The following is an 18,443-nucleotide window of genomic DNA, read 5'->3' as shown; positions in this document are numbered from 1 at the left end:
CTCAATCTTCGTTTAAAATAAGAAGAGTCGACAACATTTGAAGGAGAGAAAGACCTTATGACCAAAGTCATTGAAGCTGATAGGGGTTTTAAAGTGTGGTGGCATTTAACACGTCCACATACTTTAACCGCTTCATTTGTTCCTGTATTCCTAGGAACAGCAATTGCCTTAGCAATTGAAAAAGAAACAATTGATTTTGGACTATTTTTTGCTATGCTCATTGCAAGTATGCTTATACAAGCAGCAACGAATATGTTCAATGAATATTATGATTACAAATTAGGATTAGATAACGAGCATTCCGTCGGGATTGGCGGAACGATTGTCCGTCATGGTGTACAGCCAAAAACAATTATGATGATTGCATTAAGCTTTTATGCTATTGCCATGCTTCTTGGCATTTACATATGTGCCTCAACATCTTGGTGGTTAGCTGTTGTCGGACTTGTTTGTATGCTTATTGGCTTTTTATATACAGGTGGACCATACCCAATCGCCTATTCGCCATTTGGTGAAATTGTTTCTGGCGCAGTAATGGGGATGGGCATTGTATTAATTGCCTTCTATATTCAAGCGCTTACAGTAACATTAGATGCTGTCTTGCTCTCTGTACCAAGCATGATTTTAGTCGGTGCCATTATGCTATCGAACAATATACGTGATATTGTTGGCGATACAGAAGGCGGACGAAAAACCTTAGCTATTTTGGTAGGACGTGATAATGCAATTTCCGTGTTATCAGGCTTTTTTATCGTCTCTTATTTATGGGTGATTGCTCTTGTAGCAGTTGATGGTATTACTTTTTGGGCATTAATCATCTTCCTAAGTATTCCAAAACCATTACGTGCCATTCAAATTTTCCGAGACAAAAAAGAAGCCAAAGAGGTAATGCCTGCGATGAAATATACAGCGCAAACAAATACATTCTTCGGCTTCCTATTAGGAATCGGTTTATTAATTCATTATTTCTTTTATTAAGATGCGGCAGCCTTAACGGGTTGCTGCTTTTTTTACATAGCGTCGGAAATTTTGGCTTGCAATACCATACACTTCTTCATCTGAAAAGCGTGTACGTAATGCCTCTAGTAAATTTTGTGCCTCTCCTGCATGGGCTAAGCCACTGACAGTCCTATCAATCCCATCAAAATCGGAGCCTAATCCAATATGCTCCACACCTACCAGTTTAGCTAAATGCTCCACATGCCCCACTAAATGGTCTAGTGTTGCACCTTTGCCTATAAAGAGTGGGAAATAAACTACATGGATATGTCCTCCCGCCTCAACAAGTGCCTTTGCCTGGGCATCAGTTAAGTTACGCGGGTGATCACATAGTGCACGTGCATTACTATGGCTTGCAATAATATGCTTTGCAAGCGGCAAGACATCCCAAAAGCTTTGCTCATTTAGATGGGACACATCAATAATAATATCGCGTTCATTTAATAATTGTATAACTGCTTTACCAAATGGCTTTAAACCAAGAGTTGCATCCTGTTCAGCACCATGGGCAACAGCATTTTCTTCATTCCATGTTAAACCTACCAACTTCACCCCTGCATCCAGTACAGCTGTCAGTTTTGTTAAATCTTCGCCAATGGCACTACAGCCCTCTAGGCTTAAAATGGCTCCTATTTCGTGTGGAGCTAATTGATCTAACTGTGCCCAACCTGTAATATGCACCATGCCCTCTGTTTGTAATACGTGAGTATGGAATGCTTCGATTTGGCGCATGACCTCAAGAAATTGTAGACTTTGTGGGATTGTTGGGTCAATAAAGATAGCGAATACTTGAGCCTCTACTTGCCCTAATTGCAATCTTTTTTGATTAGCATGTATTCGCACATCCTCAGCAAAATTTGCCTTTTCAAGAGTAGTTAACTTTAAAAGCGCATCACAATGTAAATCAATAATCTTCATATCCTCACCTCTACAGTTATTATACTGCTTCTGCGAGGAAAAACTTACTAAATTTTATCCTGTGGTGTATCAGAAGAGCCGTATTCCTCCAGCTCAATAAAATCATCTGATTTTGGTGTTGAAGAAAGAACATCTTCTTCCACTGGTCGTAAATTGTCTTCTTTCTTTTCTGCATGTTCCACACAAGTCAGAGCTTGCGGCATTGCCTCTAAGCGACCAATCGGAATTTCCTTACCACAGACGGTACAATTGCCATATGTACCGTCTGCCATTGCTTGAAGAGCTTCTTTTATTTCCTCAGCATTTTCACCACGATGCTCATCAATAGCCATTTCTGTAAGCTGATCCGTTAAATCACTAGCATTATCAGCTGGATGATTATCATAATTCGATAATTCTGTCGCTTGAGGTCGCTCTGATTCTTCTATTCGTTGTTCTATTTCTTGTAATTCTTGCTCTAGTTGTCTTTTTAATTGTTGCATTACTTGTTGATCCACAATAATCTCCTCCTCATGCTTTCATTTTTTCCTATTTTACGATTTCTAAAACATGTCAGCATAAGGAAGACCTATTTACTTACTTGTATAAGCTATAATGGCGTCATGCAAAAATTGCGCTGCTCCTGTTTCACCACGTTCATCATAATAAGCTGTAAAGCGTTCATCAGCAATATACATTTGTGCCAGCCCTGCATGTGCCTCTTTGGAATACTCTTTCCACGTAAAGTTGAGCCAGCGTTTATGCAACTCTGCAACTTCCATCGCAATGTCACTTGTAGTATCTCCAAGTTTCATTGCCTCTGCTAAACGTTCAAACATTTGCTGTTCTAGCTGTTGCATCGCTTGATATTGTTGCTCCGTCATGTTCATAAGCTTAGCATTGGATGCATCCACTGTTTCATTCCCATATTTCTCACGGATTTCTTTGCCGTACTGCTTTTCGTTATTCTCAATTAACTTTTCTTTAAAGCCTTTAAATTTTTCTTCATTAGACATTGGTTGTTCCTCCTCAATGGATTGTATTGTTTTTTCTACTGTCTGTAAGATCGTTTCCAACTGCTCTTTGCGTTGAAGCAAAGCAGCTCTATGTGTTTTGAGCGCCTCAGCATGCTGAAAATTTGGTGCTTGAATAATAGCCTGAATTGTCGCTAATTTCATATCCAAAGCACGGTAAAATAAAATCTGCTGCAACATATCGACCTCCCATTGGCCATAAAATCGATAACCTGCCTCATTGGTTCTTGCTGGTTTCAGCAATCCAATTTCATCATAATAACGCAATGTTCTTGTACTAACGCCCGATAGTTGAGCAAGCTCCTGAATGGTATATTCCATCTCATCACCTCCACTAATGCTACTGTAAGCTTTGACGCAACGTTAAGGTCAAGAGTTAAAATAAAAAAATTTAATTAAACTTAATTATACTTTCAAATCCTTTTACAAAAGGAAAATAGCAAACTAGTAAATCACTAGTTTGCTATTGATTCGCATATTTCCCATGCCATACTATTTCTCGATAACTCTCTTTATCTGTATCACCCTCTGTATTAATAAACAGCACCCTTGCCTGTTCATTTAGGTGCAAGGCATGTTTTAATTCCTTATATTGTTCATTAGTCATTATTTCATAAAAGCAACCAAATGGCGCCGCTCCTGATTCACCAGCTATAATGCGAGTGTCTGTAGCTAAAGGATTTCCTAGAACGCGCATACCTGTTGCTGCTATTTCTTCCTCACAGGAGATACTTATTTTTGTGTAGGCTTTTAAGATTTGCCAAGCCTGTGGATTCGGTTCACCACAAGCAAGACCTGCCATTATAGTTTGCATCTCCCCACCAACAGTGACAAATTGATCTGTATTTTTCTTAAAGCTTTCATAATAGCAATTAGCGACATGTGGCTCAACCAAGACAAATGTAATATCCTGCTCATAGTATTGCTGTAAAAATGCTACTACCGCTCCGGCAAAGGACCCCACACCAGCTTGCAAAAATACATGTGTTGGGGCTTGCCGTATCTGTTCAACAATCTCCTGTACAAGGGTTGTGTACCCCTGCATAATCCATAATGGAATTTCATCATAGCCTTGCCACATTGTATCCTGAATCAAAACCCAACCATTTTCTAGTGCAAGCTGTGAGGTATAACGAACAGTATCGTCATAATTCATTGTCGTAATTTCAGCAAAAGCCCCTTCACTTTTAATATGCAGTAACCGCTCAGCGGCGCTACCAGCTGGCATATATATTCTTGCTTGAAAACCCAGTTCTCTTGCAGCCCATGCCACACCACGACCATGATTTCCATCAGTCGTTGAAATAAATGTTAAATTGCCTACTTGCGCTCTTACTTCTGGAGTTTTTAACTGTTCAAACGATAGCTCCTCTATATTCCTTCCAAGCTTATTGGCAACATATTGCGCAATTGCATAAATACCTCCTAAAACTTTAAAGGCATTTAAACCAAATCGATAAGATTCATCTTTAATCATAATTTTTTCTACATCTATATATGAAGATAGTGCCTCAAGATGATGGAGTGGTGTCTTCTCAAATTGCTCATATGTACGCTGAAATTGACCAACTTTCCTCACTTGATCTAGTGAAAAATATGGAAGTATTGCTGTTGCTTGTTTTATATGATCTTGCTCTAAATAATGCTGATTATAAACCCACCTTAATTTTTCCTTCATCGCCATCCCCCTCAATTTACGGTCAATATCTACATCATAGTCTATCTAACTTACAAGTACCAGGAGAGTATATATTAGGAAGTAAAAAAACTATACATTTATCGAACATCGATAAATGTATAGTTTATAAGAAAATTATTTAACAAAGATTTCTTTCACTTGATCTAGCATAATATTCGCAGCTAAAATGCCTCCAGCCGTATTCCAAATGACATCATCCACCTTATGTGCATTGCCTTTTTGGACTGCTGTTAAGTTTTTCCAAAGCGGGTCTTGTGTCCACTCTTGTTCAGTTGCTAGTGCTGAATCATCGCCTGTTGGCATGTACGTGAAGTAGAAAATAACATCCCCATCCATTTGAGGGATCGCTTCTTTCCCTACTTCAATCGCTAAGTTTCCTAGTTTAGCATTATCTTTAAATAAATCTGCTTGCGCTGCAACACGTTTAAATCCTAAAGCATCAAAAATCACACCTGAGAATGAATCTGTGTAATAGATACGAGATTTATCGGCCATAAAGCGTACAAACGAAACTTCTTGGTTGGTTTGTTCTCCAAGTTCTTCTTTCAGAGCTTGTAACTTATCTTCGTAAGCTTTTAGAACTTCTTCACCTTTTGTTTCTTGATTTACTGCTTTAGCGTATAATTTAAAATTCTCTTTCCAGTCACCACGTAATGTATCAGAAAACACAGTTGGAGCAATTTTGCTAAGTTTAGCATAATCTTTTTCTTGTCGTAATTTATTGCCAATGATTAAATCTGGCTTTAAAGAAGCAATTTTTTCGATATTTATTTCATGTTCAATACCGACAACCTCTACACCTTCCATTTGATCCTTGATGTGATCATACCATGGATCGCCTGTCCAAGATTGAACAGCACCTACTGGTTTAATACCTAGAGCTAATAATGCTTCTGTTCCTTCATTAGTTAAAACAACGATACGTTTTGGTGTGTCTTTTACTTCAGTTGTCCCCATTGCATGGTCAACACTGTAAGCATTGCTTTCTTTTGTACTTTCTTCTTTGGCATTATCTTTAGAAGTACCGCATGCTGCCAGAACAAAAATAGCAACCACAGCTAGTAAAACTAATAGTTTTTGAAAAGCTTTTTGCACCTTTTCTTCCTCCATTGTATATGATAAAATATTTAAGCATATTTGACGAGAATGAAAATCACTTTCATCTGTCTAAGAACGATATTAATCGTATTGTATGTAACTATCAATGTCAATAACTAATTTAATAATTTTCCAAGAAAAGAGTACACGTTAAATATGATATTAAAAAATAATTATTCTAAAATGATTGCTTTACTAGTAGGAGTCATACTATTACTTCTTTCTATGGGGATCAGTATTGTGTATGGTTATGCAAATACTTCTATTCAAACTACGTATGAATCTTTTAGACAATTTAACAATTCAAATGAGCATCTTATTATTCAAAATGTTCGAATTCCAAGAGCTCTTATTGCCAGTTGCGTTGGTGCTTCATTAGCTATTACAGGCGTGCTTATGCAGACCTTAACGAAAAATCCATTAGCCTCTCCTGGAATTTTGGGCATTAATGCAGGAGCAGGCTTTGCTGTTGTCTTTGCCATGATTTTTTTCCACATTTCAAGCTTGCAATCTTTTGCGTGGATTGCATTTCTTGGTGCAGCAATCGCTGCTTTATCCGTTTATGGAATTAGTTTCTCAGGTAGAGATGCTGTTACTCCAGTGAAAATAACTTTAGCTGGTGCTGCCATCAGTGCCCTATTTGCATCATTTACGCAAGGTTTACTCGCTACAAATGAAGCAGAGCTTGATCAAGTTTTGTTTTGGTTAGCAGGTTCTGTACAAGGTAGAAAACTTGAAATTCTACTATCTGTTCTACCGTATCTAGTAATTGGGTGGATTGCTGCCCTCATCATTTCCCCCAAAATGAATATTCTTGCTCTTGGCGATGATGTAGCAAGAGGTCTTGGTTTACGTTTAGGACTTATGAAGATATTGGTCGGTCTTATTGTTATTTTTTTAGCAGGGGGAGCAGTTGCAATTGCTGGCCCCATTGGTTTTATAGGGATTGTCGTTCCCCATTTTGCGCGCAAGTTTGTCGGCACTGATCATCGATGGCTTATTCCTATGGCTGCTTTACTTGGGGGGATACTTTTATTGCTGGCTGATGTTGCGGCTCGTTATATTATCATGCCACAAGAAGTTCCAGTAGGCGTCATGACTGCTATGATTGGCACACCATTCTTTATTTACCTTGCGCGAAAAGGTGGAAAAAAATAATGAAACATGTAAAAACAATTCGTTTACTTCAACAAAAAATTTCATTTTTAATAGATGTACAAGCTATAAAAAAATTAACAGTGATTTGCATACTAACTCTTGCCGTTTTCTTTCTTAGTGCATCATTTGGTGATTCATTCATCAATCCATTTAAAGTTTTACAAGCTTTTTTTGGTTACGGCTCAGATTTTGATCAACTGATTATTATTGATTTTCGAATGCCTCGAATTTTCATGGCCTTGTTTGCTGGAATGGCATTAGCCGTCGCAGGTGCAGTTTTACAAGGAATCATTAAAAATCCACTTGCCTCACCTGATATAATCGGCATATCTGCTGGTGGTGGGGCAGCGGTTGTTGGTTTCTTAGCCATTTTCAGTGATTCTAATCACTCTTTAACAGTTAGTATAGAGTGGTTGCCATTAGCAGGATTCATAGGGGCTACTATCGTCGGATGTATAGTCTACCTATTTGCTTGGAAAGATGGTGTCACACCAAATCGTCTTGTCTTAATCGGTATTAGCGTGTCGGCATTCATGCAAGCAATTACTACAATGTTAATGATTATCGGCCCAATTTATCAAGCAAGTGAAGCGAATAAATGGATTACGGGTAGTGTCAAAAGTTCGGATTGGGATCAAGTACAAATCGTTGTTCCATTGATTATTGTACTTCTACTTATCACCTTTTTTATTACTCGGCAGTTAAATGTTCAAGAATTAGGTGATGATACAGCATCAAGCCTAGGGCAACCTGTTCAAAAAACACGCCTTTACTTAATTCTATTATGTTCCAGTTTAGTAGCGAGTGCCATAGCATTTGCTGGTGCTATTGGGTTTGTAGGATTAATGGCTCCTCATATTGCACGACGCATTGTTGGTTCATCGTTCGGTGTACTTATTCCAGCATCCGCTGCAATTGGTGCATTGCTTGTAATGGTTGCAGATATTATAGGTCGTACAGCATTTAGCCCATTAGAAGTACCCGCAGGCGTCTTTACTGCTGCTATCGGTGCTCCTTACTTTATTTATTTATTATTTAGAAACCCTAAAAAATAAAGGAGTCTATACTACATGACTGAATCTTTATTAACCAAATCTCTAACATTAAGTTATGGTGATTTCAATATTATCGAAGATCTCAATTTATCTATTCCTTTGAATGAAATTACTGTATTAATCGGAGCGAATGGCTGTGGTAAATCCACACTCTTACGCTCCATTGCTCGATTATTAAAACCTAAAAAAGGCTCCGTTTTATTAGACGGTGAGGATATTTTTAAATTATCAACAAAACAAGTGGCTAAAAACCTCTCTATTCTTCCTCAATCTCCTGTTGCACCAGAAGGCTTAACTGTCCTACAACTTGTGAAACAAGGTCGCTATCCTTACCAAAGTTGGCGACAACAGTGGACTGAAAAAGATGAAGAAATCGTTTTAAACGCTTTAAAAGCTACAGGTACCGAGCATTTACAAGATAGACCAGTAGATGAGCTATCAGGGGGACAACGTCAACGTGCTTGGATAGCTATGACGCTTGCTCAAGATACAGATATCATTCTTTTAGACGAGCCTACGACATACTTAGATTTAACTCATCAAATAGACGTTTTAGATTTACTATTCGAATTGAACCAACAGCAAAAGAGAACTATTGTTATGGTACTACATGATATTAATCTTGCTTGTCGCTATGCCGATCATATTATTACAGTGCGTGACCGTGGTGTCTATCGTCAAGGGAAACCAGAAGAAATTATGACCACTGATTTAGTTAATCATGTGTTTGAACTTGATTGCCAAATGACGACAGATCCAATCTTTGGTACACCTCTTTGCATCCCATATGGAAAAGGACGAAAAATTTAATCACTAATTTAAAAAACAACAAGCCTACACAGTTTAATCATTCTGTGTAGGCTTTCATTTATTATAGCTATGTTATAAATCTAAATATCAAGTAAATTAAAAAGTGCAGTAGATGTAAATTCATCTACTGCACTTAGTATGACCCGTACGGGATTCGAACCCGTGTTACCGCCGTGAAAGGGCGGTGTCTTAACCACTTGACCAACGGGCCCATGGCGGAGAAGGAGGGATTTGAACCCTCGCGCCGGTTACCCGACCTACACCCTTAGCAGGGGCGCCTCTTCAGCCTCTTGAGTACTTCCCCAAAATAAAAATGGCTCCGAAGGCAGGACTCGAACCTGCGACAACCTGATTAACAGTCAGGTGCTACTACCAACTGAGCTACTTCGGAATAATGGTGGGCCTAAATGGACTCGAACCATCGACCTCACGCTTATCAGGCGTGCGCTCTAACCAGCTGAGCTATAGGCCCTTGGAGCGGGTGATGGGAATCGAACCCACGACATCAGCTTGGAAGGCTGAGGTTTTACCATTAAACTACACCCGCATAAATGGTGGGTCAGGACGGAATCGAACCGCCGACACTTAGAGCTTCAATCTAATGCTCTACCAACTGAGCTACTGACCCATTTCGTCCATGCTAAGCTTGCTCACTTTTTTGCTTCTCATGACTTTTATTTTAAAAATGGCGGTCCCGACCGGGATCGAACCGGCGATCTCCTGCGTGACAGGCAGGCATGTTAACCGCTACACCACGGGACCTTTTGGTTGCGGGGGCCGGATTTGAACCAACGACCTTCGGGTTATGAGCCCGACGAGCTACCACTGCTCCACCCCGCGATAATTTTATGTTGTTTCGAGTTTTTAAAGCACCATTTATAAAAATTTAAAACTGGAGGAGGTAGAGGGATTCGAACCCCCGCGCGGTGTTACCCGCCTGTCGGTTTTCAAGACCGATCCCTTCAGCCAGACTTGGGTATACCTCCGTTACAATATATAAATGGTGGACCTTGCAGGACTCGAACCTGCGACCGGACGGTTATGAGCCGTCTGCTCTAACCAACTGAGCTAAAGGTCCTTTAAGATGGCGGCAGAGGGGATCGAACCCCCGACCTTACGGGTATGAACCGTACGCTCTAGCCAGCTGAGCTACGCCGCCAGGATCTTTATACTGGTTAATTTACTTATGGTGGAGCCTAGCGGGATCGAACCGCTGACCTCCTGCGTGCAAGGCAGGCGCTCTCCCAGCTGAGCTAAGGCCCCATAATTTTTTGGAAATGGTCGGGAAGACAGGATTCGAACCTGCGACCCCTTGGTCCCAAACCAAGTGCTCTACCAAGCTGAGCTACTTCCCGTTGTTCTTTTGGCGCGCCCGACAGGAGTCGAACCCATAACCTTCTGATCCGTAGTCAGACGCTCTATCCAATTGAGCTACGGGCGCATTTAAAATGGTGCCGAGGACCGGAATCGAACCGGTACGGTAGTCACCTACCGCAGGATTTTAAGTCCTGTGCGTCTGCCAGTTCCGCCACCCCGGCACATTTGGAGCGGAAGACGAGGTTCGAACTCGCGACCCCCACCTTGGCAAGGTGGTGTTCTACCACTGAACTACTTCCGCATGTGCATAAGCTTTTTTATCTGGCAATGAAAATAATGGTGCGGGTGAAGGGAGTCGAACCCCCACGCCTTGCGGCGCTAGATCCTAAGTCTAGTGCGTCTGCCAATTCCGCCACACCCGCTTATTATTATTTATAAATGGTGAGCCATGAAGGACTCGAACCTTCGACCCTCTGATTAAAAGTCAGATGCTCTACCAACTGAGCTAATGGCTCGAAAAAATGGTGCCGGCTATAGGAATCGAACCCACGACCTACTGATTACAAGTCAGTTGCTCTACCTGCTGAGCTAAACCGGCATATGGTGGAGGATGACGGGCTCGAACCGCCGACCCTCTGCTTGTAAGGCAGATGCTCTCCCAGCTGAGCTAATCCTCCTGGGTATTATGCCTAGCGACGTCCTACTCTCACAGGGGGAAGCCCCCAACTACCATCGGCGCTAAAGAGCTTAACTTCCGTGTTCGGTATGGGAACGGGTGTGACCTCTTTGCCATCATCACTAGACTTTGTTATGTATCTTGTTTTGAAGTTGTTTACCTGTCCTTCAAGACAAGAATTATTGTATAACGTTTTCTAACATTGTGCAATACTTTTTTATAAAAAAAAGAAATTATTACTTTTTAAAGATATTTTTGTTAAGTAAGAGAAAATATTGCCCTGCAAAATATTATAGCAATTGTTGGTTCAAAAGAAAACAATTATTTTATTTGGCCGATATTATTAACTTATAATCTATTTCACTACAAGTGAAGAATATAGATAATCCTTCACTCGTCTTTTCGTTAAATATTTGAAAGCTCTATTTTTAATTTTACAATATCCTCAAGTTTAGTGGAAGGACCAAAAGATATTCTAAAAAATTGGCGTGCCGCTTCCAAAGAGAACCCCATTGATAGAATAGCCTTTGTTCCCGATTCACTATGAATATCACATGCACTACCTGTAGAGATACAGATTCCCGCCTCATTTAACTTTAAAAGAACATATTGTCCCTCTACTTTTTCCATCATTACCCCACAAATATTAGGTAGTTGCTGTTTACACTCAACGAGCTGACATTTTTCAGGTAAATTATTTTCAAAATAATTTCTTAGCGTTTCATAATGTTGCAATTCATATTGATAGTTTTCAATTGCCGCGGCAAAGGCCACGATTGCAGGAGTATCTAATGTCCCCCCTCTAAGACCCCTCTCATGTGTCAAACCTGGTGTTAATGCAGGTACTCTGATTGCAGGGTTCAGATATATAGCACCACAGCCCTTTGGTCCGCCTATTTTATGAGCCGAGATGGTAATCGCATCTGCCCCTTTTGGTATAGCTAGTTTGCCAAATGATTGTACACAATCAACATGACAGAATATATTTGATTTTCTTGCCATCTTTACGATTTTCTCTACAGGCTGGATTGAACCAATTTCAGAATTGACATGTTGAATGGTAATCAAAGCAGTCTCTTCCCGGATTGCTTGTTGCAATTGCCCCAGATCAACACAACCATCCTTCTGCAAAGGTAATTTTGTTACAGTAAAGCCCTTTTTCTCAAGTGTATTCAAAGCCGCATGCACTGACGTATGCTCAGCTTGAGATGAAATAATGTGTTTTCCTTTTTTTGAGGCTAGCGCTAACGACAAGATGGCTATGAGATTTCCTTCTGTTCCACTACCCGTAAAAATTACGCCATCACTAGTTACACCTAGGGCTTGGGCTACAACCTCCCTTGATTGCTGGACAAAATAAAAAGCTTGTCCCCCTAAATCATGCAAACTCGCACTATTTCCATAATACCGTTGTGCCACCTCTACATATGCCTCAAGAGATTCCCTCATCATAGGTGATGTTGCAGCATAATCCATATAAATCATCGTCTTCTTCCTCTCTTGTTCATCAGGTCTTGTTTTCTTTTATATTTTATGTAAAGATAAGTGTCAAGACAACTGTAAAGAAGGTATAACGATGGATGTAAAGACAGACGTCCTTATAATTGGTAGTGGTATTGCTGCACTTCAGGCTGCTTTAGTGCTTGAAAAACATTTTCAAATACAAATTGTTACAAAATCATCTATATATATGAGTAGTTCTTATCGTGCACAAGGTGGGATTGCTGCTGTTACCAGTGAGGAGGATCATATTCAACATCATATTGCTGATACATTGAAAGCTGGAGAGTATCATCATGAGAAAAGGCATGTTAAAACACTTATAAAAAATGGCACTGAGATTATGCAAAACTATCTAAAGGATGGCCTCCCTGTTGATCGGCAGGTCGATGGAAAACCTGCTCTAGGACTTGAAGGAGCACATAGTCATCATCGTATTCTACATGCAGGTGGTGATCGTACTGGTCAGATTTTCATAGATTACTTGCTTCATAAACTTTCGCCCAAAACAAAGATCAATTGCTATGAAATGGCTTATGAGCTTTTACGGAATACAGATGGTGACTGTGTAGGAGTACTAACTAAAGGAGAAAAAGGTACAAAACGTTATTTGGCTCATCATGTTATTTTAGCGACAGGTGGCGCAGGTGCCCTTTATTCAAGTACATCTAATTTCCCAACTAATACAGGGGATGGGATCGCATTAGCATTTCGAGCAGGCGCTGCCATTAGTGATATGGAATTTATGCAATTTCACCCGAGTCTTCTGTGGTGTAAAAATGAAGCAAAGGGATTAGTTTCTGAAGCTGTCAGAGGGGCTGGTGGTATTTTTGTTAATGCCCAGCATCAGCCCATTATGACAGGTTTACATGCTCAACTTGACCTAGCACCAAGACATATTACTGCACTTGCCCTATTTACAAAACGTGCAGCGGGTGAAGAAACGTTTATTGATATCACTAACATTCAAGACTTTGAAGCAAAGTTTCCAACAATTGCTCAGCTGTGCCATGTTCATAACGTTCATTTACAAGATGGTCTAATCCCCGTGGCTCCGGGAAGTCATTTCTTGATGGGTGGTGTTATTGCTGATGACAAAGGAAGAACTACTATACCGAACTTATATGCAGTCGGTGAGGTTGCCTGTACAGGCGTACATGGTGCGAATCGTTTAGCAAGTAACTCCCTATTGGAAGGTATTACATTTGGTCAAAAAATGGCGCAGTTCATTATTCAAAAAGGGTGTCATCAAAAAAACTTTTTACTGGAAAAGCATCAATGTCCTGATAAAATGCCACCTTTATTTAGCAAACCCCAATTACAGCAACACATGATGCGGTTCCTAGGTATTGTTAGAAATATTGATGACTTGCAGCATTTTGTAAAGCAACTACCCTCCTTGCAATCACTTATTCAAGTTAATTTAAAGGGTCTAGAACTAGCTGAGTTGGAATTATTTATGATGCATGTAGTCGCCACATTAATGGCACATGCAGCAATTACGCGAACGGAAACAAGAGGAGCTCATATTCGGAAGGATAAATCCGAAATGAAATCACAATGGGCAAGCCGATGGATTATTTTTTCGCAAGGACAAATGAAAGTGAGGAACTCATTGTATGAATATCATCAAACTTGAGGAAATGCTCAAGCAATTTTTTAATGAGGATTTAGGAGATGGAGATTTATCGAGTGAATTTATCTTTTCAGCCGAACAACAGGGAGCTTTTTCTTTTTACGCGAAAGAAAGCGGAATTTTTTGTGGGGCTAACATTATTGAGCATGGCTTTCTCTTACTCGATCGATCAATCGAAGTCAACCTTCATACAAAAGATGGAGAGATGGTGAAGTCAGGTGATGTACTCGCTGTGATTAAAGGTCCCTTACAAAAATTATTAATCGGTGAGCGTGTCATTTTAAATCTTATTCAACGTATGTCTGCTATTGCAACGGCTGCCCATCTTGCCGTTCAAGAAACAGTAGGTACTCACGCAAAAATATGTGATACGCGTAAAACACTACCAGGACTGCGTATGCTAGATAAATATGCTGTTCGAATTGGTGGTGCTTTTAATCATCGTAATGGCCTGTATGACGCAATTATGCTAAAGGATAATCATATTGCCTTTGCTGGTAGCATTACAAAGGCAGTTCAGACCGCTAGAGCGAAAGTCGGTCATACCGTAAAAATTGAAGTTGAAATTGAAACAAAAGAACAATTAGAAGAAGCTATCAACGCAGGAGCAGATATTATTATGTTTGATAACCGTAGCCCAGAAGAAATCCGTGCATGGCTTCCCATTGTTCCTCCCACTATTGCGACTGAAGCATCTGGGGGCATCACACTTGAAAATTTAAAGGCTTATGCCCAAACGGGTATTCAATGGATTTCACTTGGCTCCTTAACACATTCAGTTAAAGCTTTTGATATTAGTGCACTCGTTCAAATGAAAGGAGATCATTCCCTTGTCCATCACTAGTTTATTACAACAGACGACATTACTCCCAGAGCATTATCGGGCACTATCTGTAAAGGAAATGGAATCTCGTATTTTATCAATAAAGAAAAAATTAGGTCCTAAATTATTTATTCCTGGCCACCATTATCAAAAAGATGAAGTCATTCAATTTGCAGATGCAACTGGGGATTCTTTACAGTTAGCTCAATTATCCGCAGCAAATAAGGAAGCTGAACACATCGTATTTTGCGGTGTACATTTTATGGCAGAAACTGCTGATATGCTGACAACGAAACAGCAACATGTCTATTTACCAGATATGCGCGCTGGTTGTTCAATGGCTGATATGGCTGATATTTATCAAACTGAACAAGCATGGCCAATTCTTCAAGAACTCTTTGGTGATACGATTATTCCTCTAACCTATGTTAACTCAACTGCGGCTATTAAAGCCTTTACTGGAAGACATGGTGGTGCTTGTGTCACTTCATCGAATGCAAAGGAACTTGTTCAATGGGCTTTTACCCAAAAACAGCGTATCTTCTTTTTACCTGACCAACATTTAGGAAGAAATACTGCCTATGATTTAGGTATACCTCTTGAAAATATGGCTGTTTGGAATCCGCATAAGAACTTGCTCGAAACAAAAGAGCCACTTGAAAATATCCAGGTTATTCTTTGGAAGGGTCACTGCTCTGTGCACGAAGGTTTTACTGTTCAACATACAGAGGTTATTCGCAAAGAACACCCGACTATGAGGATAATTGTTCACCCTGAGTGCAGCCGTGAAGTGGTTGCAGCGGCTGATGATGCAGGCTCCACAAAATACATTATTGATACAATCAATCGAGCTCCAAGCGGATCTGCATGGGCAATTGGAACAGAAATGAACCTTGTCAATCGCATTATTAAGCAGCATCCTGATAAACATATTGTCTCCTTAAACGAAAACTTTTGTCCTTGTTTAACAATGAATCGAATTGACCTTCCACATTTGTTATGGAGCTTAGAAAATATTGAGCAAGGTCAACCTCATAACCGTATACAAGTAGATGAACATACTACCGCTGAAGCACTTAGTTCACTTGAAAGAATGCTAGCCAGAGGATAAATAGTTAAAACTTTTTAAACAGAAAGGTTGAAGATATAACCTTTCTGTTTTTGTTGACATAACGCCTACTTCTAATAGTGCTAATGGCTTCCATTTGCGCCCCGCTTTGCTATAATTGACACGACTTTATGCTCCATGATACTGTCAATTTGGAGGTGATACTAAATGGCTTTTCAATCGAAAAATATCTTTATCAATTTACCAGTAAAAGATCTAAACAAATCTATCAGTTTTTTTAAGGAATTAGGTTTTGAGTTCAATCAACAATTCAGTGATGAAACAACAGCCTCAATGATTATTAGCGAAAATATCTTCGTATTAATAATGGTTGAAGAACGATTTAAAGGATTTAGTAAAAAAGAAGTTACAGATACTACTACTTCTGCAGAAGCAATCTTATGTCTCTCTGCTGAAAACCGAGAACAAGTAGATCAATTAGTGAATAAGGCACTTGCCTCTGGTGGTAAACCTTATAGTGAACCACAAGATCACGGATTTATGTATGGTTGGGGTTTTCAAGATGTAGATGGGCATATCTGGGAAGTAGTTTATATGGATGAAAATGCATTGAATCAAGAGTAAATTTTGTATCTATGAATATCAAAAAACAGTAGATGCAATTGCATCTACTGTTTTTAGTATGACCCGTACGGGATTCGAACCCGTGTTACCGCCGTGAAAGGGCGGTGTCTTAACCACTTGACCAACGGGCCCATGGCGGAGAAGGAGGGATTTGAACCCTCGCGCCGGTTACCCGACCTACACCCTTAGCAGGGGCGCCTCTTCAGCCTCTTGAGTACTTCCCCAAAATAAAAATGGCTCCGAAGGCAGGACTCGAACCTGCGACAACCTGATTAACAGTCAGGTGCTACTACCAACTGAGCTACTTCGGAATAATGGTGGGCCTAAATGGACTCGAACCATCGACCTCACGCTTATCAGGCGTGCGCTCTAACCAGCTGAGCTATAGGCCCTTGGAGCGGGTGATGGGAATCGAACCCACGACATCAGCTTGGAAGGCTGAGGTTTTACCATTAAACTACACCCGCATAAATGGTGGGTCAGGACGGAATCGAACCGCCGACACTTAGAGCTTCAATCTAATGCTCTACCAACTGAGCTACTGACCCATTTCGTCCATGCTAAGCTTGCTCACTTTTTTGCTTCTCATGACTTTTATCTTTAAAAATGGCGGTCCCGACCGGGATCGAACCGGCGATCTCCTGCGTGACAGGCAGGCATGTTAACCGCTACACCACGGGACCTTTTGGTTGCGGGGGCCGGATTTGAACCAACGACCTTCGGGTTATGAGCCCGACGAGCTACCACTGCTCCACCCCGCGATAATTTTATGTTGTTTCGAGTTTTTAAAGCACCATTTATAAAAATTTAAAACTGGAGGAGGTAGAGGGATTCGAACCCCCGCGCGGTGTTACCCGCCTGTCGGTTTTCAAGACCGATCCCTTCAGCCAGACTTGGGTATACCTCCGTTACAATATATAAATGGTGGACCTTGCAGGACTCGAACCTGCGACCGGACGGTTATGAGCCGTCTGCTCTAACCAACTGAGCTAAAGGTCCTTTAAGATGGCGGCAGAGGGGATCGAACCCCCGACCTTACGGGTATGAACCGTACGCTCTAGCCAGCTGAGCTACGCCGCCAGGATCTTTATACTGGTTAATTTACTTATGGTGGAGCCTAGCGGGATCGAACCGCTGACCTCCTGCGTGCAAGGCAGGCGCTCTCCCAGCTGAGCTAAGGCCCCATAATCTTTTTGGAAATGGTCGGGAAGACAGGATTCGAACCTGCGACCCCTTGGTCCCAAACCAAGTGCTCTACCAAGCTGAGCTACTTCCCGTTGTTCTTTTGGCGCGCCCGACAGGAGTCGAACCCATAACCTTCTGATCCGTAGTCAGACGCTCTATCCAATTGAGCTACGGGCGCATTTAAAATGGTGCCGAGGACCGGAATCGAACCGGTACGGTAGTCACCTACCGCAGGATTTTAAGTCCTGTGCGTCTGCCAGTTCCGCCACCCCGGCACATTTGGAGCGGAAGACGAGGTTCGAACTCGCGACCCCCACCTTGGCAAGGTGGTGTTCTACCACTGAACTACTTCCGCATGTGCATAAGCTTTTTTATCTGGCAATGAAAATAATGGTGCGGGTGAAGGGAGTCGAACCCCCACGCCTTGCGGCGCTAGATCCTAAGTCTAGTGCGTCTGCCAATTCCGCCACACCCGCTTATTATTATTTATAAATGGTGAGCCATGAAGGACTCGAACCTTCGACCCTCTGATTAAAAGTCAGATGCTCTACCAACTGAGCTAATGGCTCGAAAAAATGGTGCCGGCTATAGGAATCGAACCCACGACCTACTGATTACAAGTCAGTTGCTCTACCTGCTGAGCTAAACCGGCATATGGTGGAGGATGACGGGCTCGAACCGCCGACCCTCTGCTTGTAAGGCAGATGCTCTCCCAGCTGAGCTAATCCTCCTGGGTATTATGCCTAGCGACGTCCTACTCTCACAGGGGGAAGCCCCCAACTACCATCGGCGCTAAAGAGCTTAACTTCCGTGTTCGGTATGGGAACGGGTGTGACCACTTTGCCATCAGCAGAAGCCTATTG

At 41.2% G+C, this 18,443-nt stretch carries 14 protein-coding genes, 40 tRNA genes and 2 rRNA genes; 8 read left to right on the top strand and 48 right to left on the bottom strand.

The annotated features are described in order from the left end of the window. Positions 1-57: 57 nt before the first annotated feature. Entirely contained in the window at positions 58-978 is a 921-nt protein-coding gene (locus ACHZEU_RS19215) for a 1,4-dihydroxy-2-naphthoate polyprenyltransferase (protein WP_016992515.1), read from the top strand. A gap of 12 nt (positions 979-990) precedes the next feature. Here the strand turns inward: ACHZEU_RS19215 and ACHZEU_RS19210 are convergent, their stop codons facing one another. The 5 genes from ACHZEU_RS19210 to ACHZEU_RS19190 all read right to left on the bottom strand — a co-directional run bounded on the left by ACHZEU_RS19210 (position 991) and on the right by ACHZEU_RS19190 (position 5,739). Continuing rightward, positions 991-1,917: a dipeptidase gene (locus ACHZEU_RS19210; protein WP_048391045.1), complete on the bottom strand. Its 927-nt coding sequence runs from the start codon at positions 1,915-1,917 to the stop codon at positions 991-993. Positions 1,918-1,964: 47 nt separating this feature from the next. Then, on the bottom strand, positions 1,965-2,414 hold the full coding sequence (locus ACHZEU_RS19205; RefSeq protein ID WP_048391043.1) for a TraR/DksA C4-type zinc finger protein: 450 nt from the start codon (positions 2,412-2,414) through the stop codon (positions 1,965-1,967). 75 nt (positions 2,415-2,489) lie between these two features. After that, positions 2,490-3,251 carry a MerR family transcriptional regulator gene (locus ACHZEU_RS19200; protein WP_048391040.1) on the bottom strand — a complete coding sequence of 254 codons (762 nt, stop codon included), beginning with the start codon at positions 3,249-3,251 and terminating at the stop codon, positions 2,490-2,492. A 142-nt stretch (positions 3,252-3,393) separates the two neighbouring features. Next, a complete protein-coding gene (locus tag ACHZEU_RS19195; protein ID WP_048391038.1) occupies positions 3,394-4,608 on the bottom strand; it encodes a diaminopropionate ammonia-lyase in 1,215 nt (404 codons plus the stop codon). Between the two features lie 135 nt (positions 4,609-4,743). Continuing rightward, on the bottom strand, positions 4,744-5,739 hold the full coding sequence (locus tag ACHZEU_RS19190) for an ABC transporter substrate-binding protein (RefSeq protein WP_048391036.1): 996 nt from the start codon (positions 5,737-5,739) through the stop codon (positions 4,744-4,746). A 144-nt stretch (positions 5,740-5,883) separates the two neighbouring features. On the opposite strand from ACHZEU_RS19190, the gene ACHZEU_RS19185 reads away from it, so the two are divergent. Genes ACHZEU_RS19185 through ACHZEU_RS19175 form a run of 3 tightly spaced genes read left to right on the top strand, consistent with a single transcriptional unit; the run spans position 5,884 to position 8,750 of the window. Further along, positions 5,884-6,885, top strand: coding sequence for an iron ABC transporter permease (locus ACHZEU_RS19185; protein WP_048391034.1), 1,002 nt, complete (start codon positions 5,884-5,886; stop codon positions 6,883-6,885). After that, the gene (locus ACHZEU_RS19180; RefSeq protein WP_048391031.1) at positions 6,885-7,940 is read left to right on the top strand and encodes an iron ABC transporter permease; all 1,056 of its coding nucleotides are present in this window, start codon (positions 6,885-6,887) and stop codon (positions 7,938-7,940) included. The genes ACHZEU_RS19185 and ACHZEU_RS19180 overlap by 1 nt, the downstream gene beginning before the upstream one ends. Before the next feature lie 15 nt (positions 7,941-7,955). Next, the gene (locus ACHZEU_RS19175) at positions 7,956-8,750 is read left to right on the top strand and encodes an ABC transporter ATP-binding protein (RefSeq protein WP_048391029.1); all 795 of its coding nucleotides are present in this window, start codon (positions 7,956-7,958) and stop codon (positions 8,748-8,750) included. A gap of 139 nt (positions 8,751-8,889) precedes the next feature. Here the strand turns inward: ACHZEU_RS19175 and ACHZEU_RS19170 are convergent. The 22 genes from ACHZEU_RS19170 to ACHZEU_RS19065 form a co-directional block, all read right to left on the bottom strand. After that, a tRNA-Glu gene (locus ACHZEU_RS19170) sits at positions 8,890-8,961 on the bottom strand. Positions 8,962-8,963: 2 nt separating this feature from the next. Then, positions 8,964-9,054: transfer RNA gene (locus tag ACHZEU_RS19165), tRNA-Ser, on the bottom strand. Between the two features lie 10 nt (positions 9,055-9,064). Then, positions 9,065-9,141 (bottom strand) — tRNA-Asn (locus ACHZEU_RS19160). A 4-nt stretch (positions 9,142-9,145) separates the two neighbouring features. Continuing rightward, positions 9,146-9,222: transfer RNA gene (locus ACHZEU_RS19155), tRNA-Ile, on the bottom strand. A 1-nt stretch (position 9,223) separates the two neighbouring features. Then, a tRNA-Gly gene (locus ACHZEU_RS19150) sits at positions 9,224-9,297 on the bottom strand. Between the two features lie 5 nt (positions 9,298-9,302). Continuing rightward, positions 9,303-9,378, bottom strand: a tRNA-Phe gene (locus ACHZEU_RS19145). Positions 9,379-9,436: 58 nt separating this feature from the next. Continuing rightward, positions 9,437-9,512, bottom strand: a tRNA-Asp gene (locus ACHZEU_RS19140). Between the two features lie 3 nt (positions 9,513-9,515). Beyond that, positions 9,516-9,590 (bottom strand) — tRNA-Met (locus tag ACHZEU_RS19135). Between the two features lie 53 nt (positions 9,591-9,643). Then, a tRNA-Ser gene (locus tag ACHZEU_RS19130) sits at positions 9,644-9,736 on the bottom strand. Between the two features lie 15 nt (positions 9,737-9,751). Beyond that, positions 9,752-9,828, bottom strand: a tRNA-Ile gene (locus tag ACHZEU_RS19125). A 7-nt stretch (positions 9,829-9,835) separates the two neighbouring features. Then, a tRNA-Met gene (locus ACHZEU_RS19120) sits at positions 9,836-9,909 on the bottom strand. Between the two features lie 28 nt (positions 9,910-9,937). Beyond that, positions 9,938-10,013, bottom strand: a tRNA-Ala gene (locus ACHZEU_RS19115). Between the two features lie 15 nt (positions 10,014-10,028). Beyond that, positions 10,029-10,105, bottom strand: a tRNA-Pro gene (locus ACHZEU_RS19110). A 9-nt stretch (positions 10,106-10,114) separates the two neighbouring features. Further along, a tRNA-Arg gene (locus ACHZEU_RS19105) sits at positions 10,115-10,191 on the bottom strand. An 8-nt stretch (positions 10,192-10,199) separates the two neighbouring features. Further along, positions 10,200-10,288 (bottom strand) — tRNA-Leu (locus ACHZEU_RS19100). 5 nt (positions 10,289-10,293) lie between these two features. Further along, positions 10,294-10,368 (bottom strand) — tRNA-Gly (locus ACHZEU_RS19095). 36 nt (positions 10,369-10,404) lie between these two features. Continuing rightward, positions 10,405-10,489: transfer RNA gene (locus ACHZEU_RS19090), tRNA-Leu, on the bottom strand. Between the two features lie 17 nt (positions 10,490-10,506). Continuing rightward, positions 10,507-10,582 (bottom strand) — tRNA-Lys (locus tag ACHZEU_RS19085). A gap of 7 nt (positions 10,583-10,589) precedes the next feature. Continuing rightward, positions 10,590-10,665 (bottom strand) — tRNA-Thr (locus ACHZEU_RS19080). A 3-nt stretch (positions 10,666-10,668) separates the two neighbouring features. Further along, positions 10,669-10,744 (bottom strand) — tRNA-Val (locus ACHZEU_RS19075). A gap of 10 nt (positions 10,745-10,754) precedes the next feature. Beyond that, positions 10,755-10,870: ribosomal RNA gene (gene rrf, locus ACHZEU_RS19070) — 5S ribosomal RNA — on the bottom strand. Positions 10,871-11,148: 278 nt separating this feature from the next. Beyond that, complete coding sequence (locus ACHZEU_RS19065; RefSeq protein ID WP_053075739.1) at positions 11,149-12,219, bottom strand: cysteine desulfurase family protein; 1,071 nt, start codon at positions 12,217-12,219, stop codon at positions 11,149-11,151. A 100-nt stretch (positions 12,220-12,319) separates the two neighbouring features. On the opposite strand from ACHZEU_RS19065, the gene nadB reads away from it, so the two are divergent. From nadB to ACHZEU_RS19045, 4 genes are all read left to right on the top strand, one after another. After that, on the top strand, positions 12,320-13,882 hold the full coding sequence (gene nadB / locus ACHZEU_RS19060) for an L-aspartate oxidase (RefSeq protein ID WP_404803644.1): 1,563 nt from the start codon (positions 12,320-12,322) through the stop codon (positions 13,880-13,882). Further along, a complete protein-coding gene (gene nadC / locus ACHZEU_RS19055; RefSeq protein WP_048395910.1) occupies positions 13,863-14,723 on the top strand; it encodes a carboxylating nicotinate-nucleotide diphosphorylase in 861 nt (286 codons plus the stop codon). Before nadB ends, nadC begins: the two co-directional genes overlap by 20 nt. Then, positions 14,710-15,813 carry a quinolinate synthase NadA gene (gene nadA, locus ACHZEU_RS19050; protein WP_048395912.1) on the top strand — a complete coding sequence of 368 codons (1,104 nt, stop codon included), beginning with the start codon at positions 14,710-14,712 and terminating at the stop codon, positions 15,811-15,813. The genes nadC and nadA overlap by 14 nt, the downstream gene beginning before the upstream one ends. Positions 15,814-15,978: 165 nt before the next feature. After that, the gene (locus ACHZEU_RS19045) at positions 15,979-16,395 is read left to right on the top strand and encodes a VOC family protein (protein ID WP_048395913.1); all 417 of its coding nucleotides are present in this window, start codon (positions 15,979-15,981) and stop codon (positions 16,393-16,395) included. 59 nt (positions 16,396-16,454) lie between these two features. Here the strand turns inward: ACHZEU_RS19045 and ACHZEU_RS19040 are convergent. The 21 genes from ACHZEU_RS19040 to rrf (ACHZEU_RS18940) all read right to left on the bottom strand — a co-directional run bounded on the left by ACHZEU_RS19040 (position 16,455) and on the right by rrf (ACHZEU_RS18940) (position 18,437). After that, positions 16,455-16,526: transfer RNA gene (locus tag ACHZEU_RS19040), tRNA-Glu, on the bottom strand. A 2-nt stretch (positions 16,527-16,528) separates the two neighbouring features. Next, positions 16,529-16,619: transfer RNA gene (locus tag ACHZEU_RS19035), tRNA-Ser, on the bottom strand. Between the two features lie 10 nt (positions 16,620-16,629). Continuing rightward, positions 16,630-16,706 (bottom strand) — tRNA-Asn (locus tag ACHZEU_RS19030). Positions 16,707-16,710: 4 nt separating this feature from the next. Continuing rightward, positions 16,711-16,787, bottom strand: a tRNA-Ile gene (locus ACHZEU_RS19025). 1 nt (position 16,788) lies between these two features. Then, positions 16,789-16,862 (bottom strand) — tRNA-Gly (locus ACHZEU_RS19020). Between the two features lie 5 nt (positions 16,863-16,867). Beyond that, positions 16,868-16,943: transfer RNA gene (locus tag ACHZEU_RS19015), tRNA-Phe, on the bottom strand. Positions 16,944-17,002: 59 nt separating this feature from the next. After that, positions 17,003-17,078: transfer RNA gene (locus tag ACHZEU_RS19010), tRNA-Asp, on the bottom strand. A 3-nt stretch (positions 17,079-17,081) separates the two neighbouring features. Beyond that, positions 17,082-17,156, bottom strand: a tRNA-Met gene (locus ACHZEU_RS19005). A 53-nt stretch (positions 17,157-17,209) separates the two neighbouring features. After that, positions 17,210-17,302: transfer RNA gene (locus ACHZEU_RS19000), tRNA-Ser, on the bottom strand. A 15-nt stretch (positions 17,303-17,317) separates the two neighbouring features. After that, positions 17,318-17,394 (bottom strand) — tRNA-Ile (locus ACHZEU_RS18995). Positions 17,395-17,401: 7 nt separating this feature from the next. Then, positions 17,402-17,475, bottom strand: a tRNA-Met gene (locus tag ACHZEU_RS18990). Positions 17,476-17,503: 28 nt separating this feature from the next. Then, positions 17,504-17,579: transfer RNA gene (locus ACHZEU_RS18985), tRNA-Ala, on the bottom strand. Positions 17,580-17,595: 16 nt separating this feature from the next. Next, a tRNA-Pro gene (locus ACHZEU_RS18980) sits at positions 17,596-17,672 on the bottom strand. Positions 17,673-17,681: 9 nt separating this feature from the next. Further along, positions 17,682-17,758: transfer RNA gene (locus ACHZEU_RS18975), tRNA-Arg, on the bottom strand. Positions 17,759-17,766: 8 nt separating this feature from the next. Then, positions 17,767-17,855: transfer RNA gene (locus tag ACHZEU_RS18970), tRNA-Leu, on the bottom strand. A 5-nt stretch (positions 17,856-17,860) separates the two neighbouring features. Next, a tRNA-Gly gene (locus ACHZEU_RS18965) sits at positions 17,861-17,935 on the bottom strand. 36 nt (positions 17,936-17,971) lie between these two features. After that, a tRNA-Leu gene (locus tag ACHZEU_RS18960) sits at positions 17,972-18,056 on the bottom strand. Between the two features lie 17 nt (positions 18,057-18,073). Next, positions 18,074-18,149: transfer RNA gene (locus tag ACHZEU_RS18955), tRNA-Lys, on the bottom strand. A 7-nt stretch (positions 18,150-18,156) separates the two neighbouring features. Continuing rightward, positions 18,157-18,232: transfer RNA gene (locus ACHZEU_RS18950), tRNA-Thr, on the bottom strand. A gap of 3 nt (positions 18,233-18,235) precedes the next feature. Further along, positions 18,236-18,311 (bottom strand) — tRNA-Val (locus ACHZEU_RS18945). Positions 18,312-18,321: 10 nt separating this feature from the next. Next, positions 18,322-18,437: ribosomal RNA gene (gene rrf / locus ACHZEU_RS18940) — 5S ribosomal RNA — on the bottom strand. Between the last annotated feature and the right edge of the window lie 6 nt (positions 18,438-18,443).

Source organism: Lysinibacillus sp. S1, from assembly GCF_044986265.1.
In the GTDB taxonomy this organism is placed as follows: Bacteria; Bacillota; Bacilli; order Bacillales_A; family Planococcaceae; genus Lysinibacillus; species Lysinibacillus capsici.
Note: the sequence above shows the minus strand (reverse complement) of the source record. Positions and strands in the feature narration are given on the sequence as shown.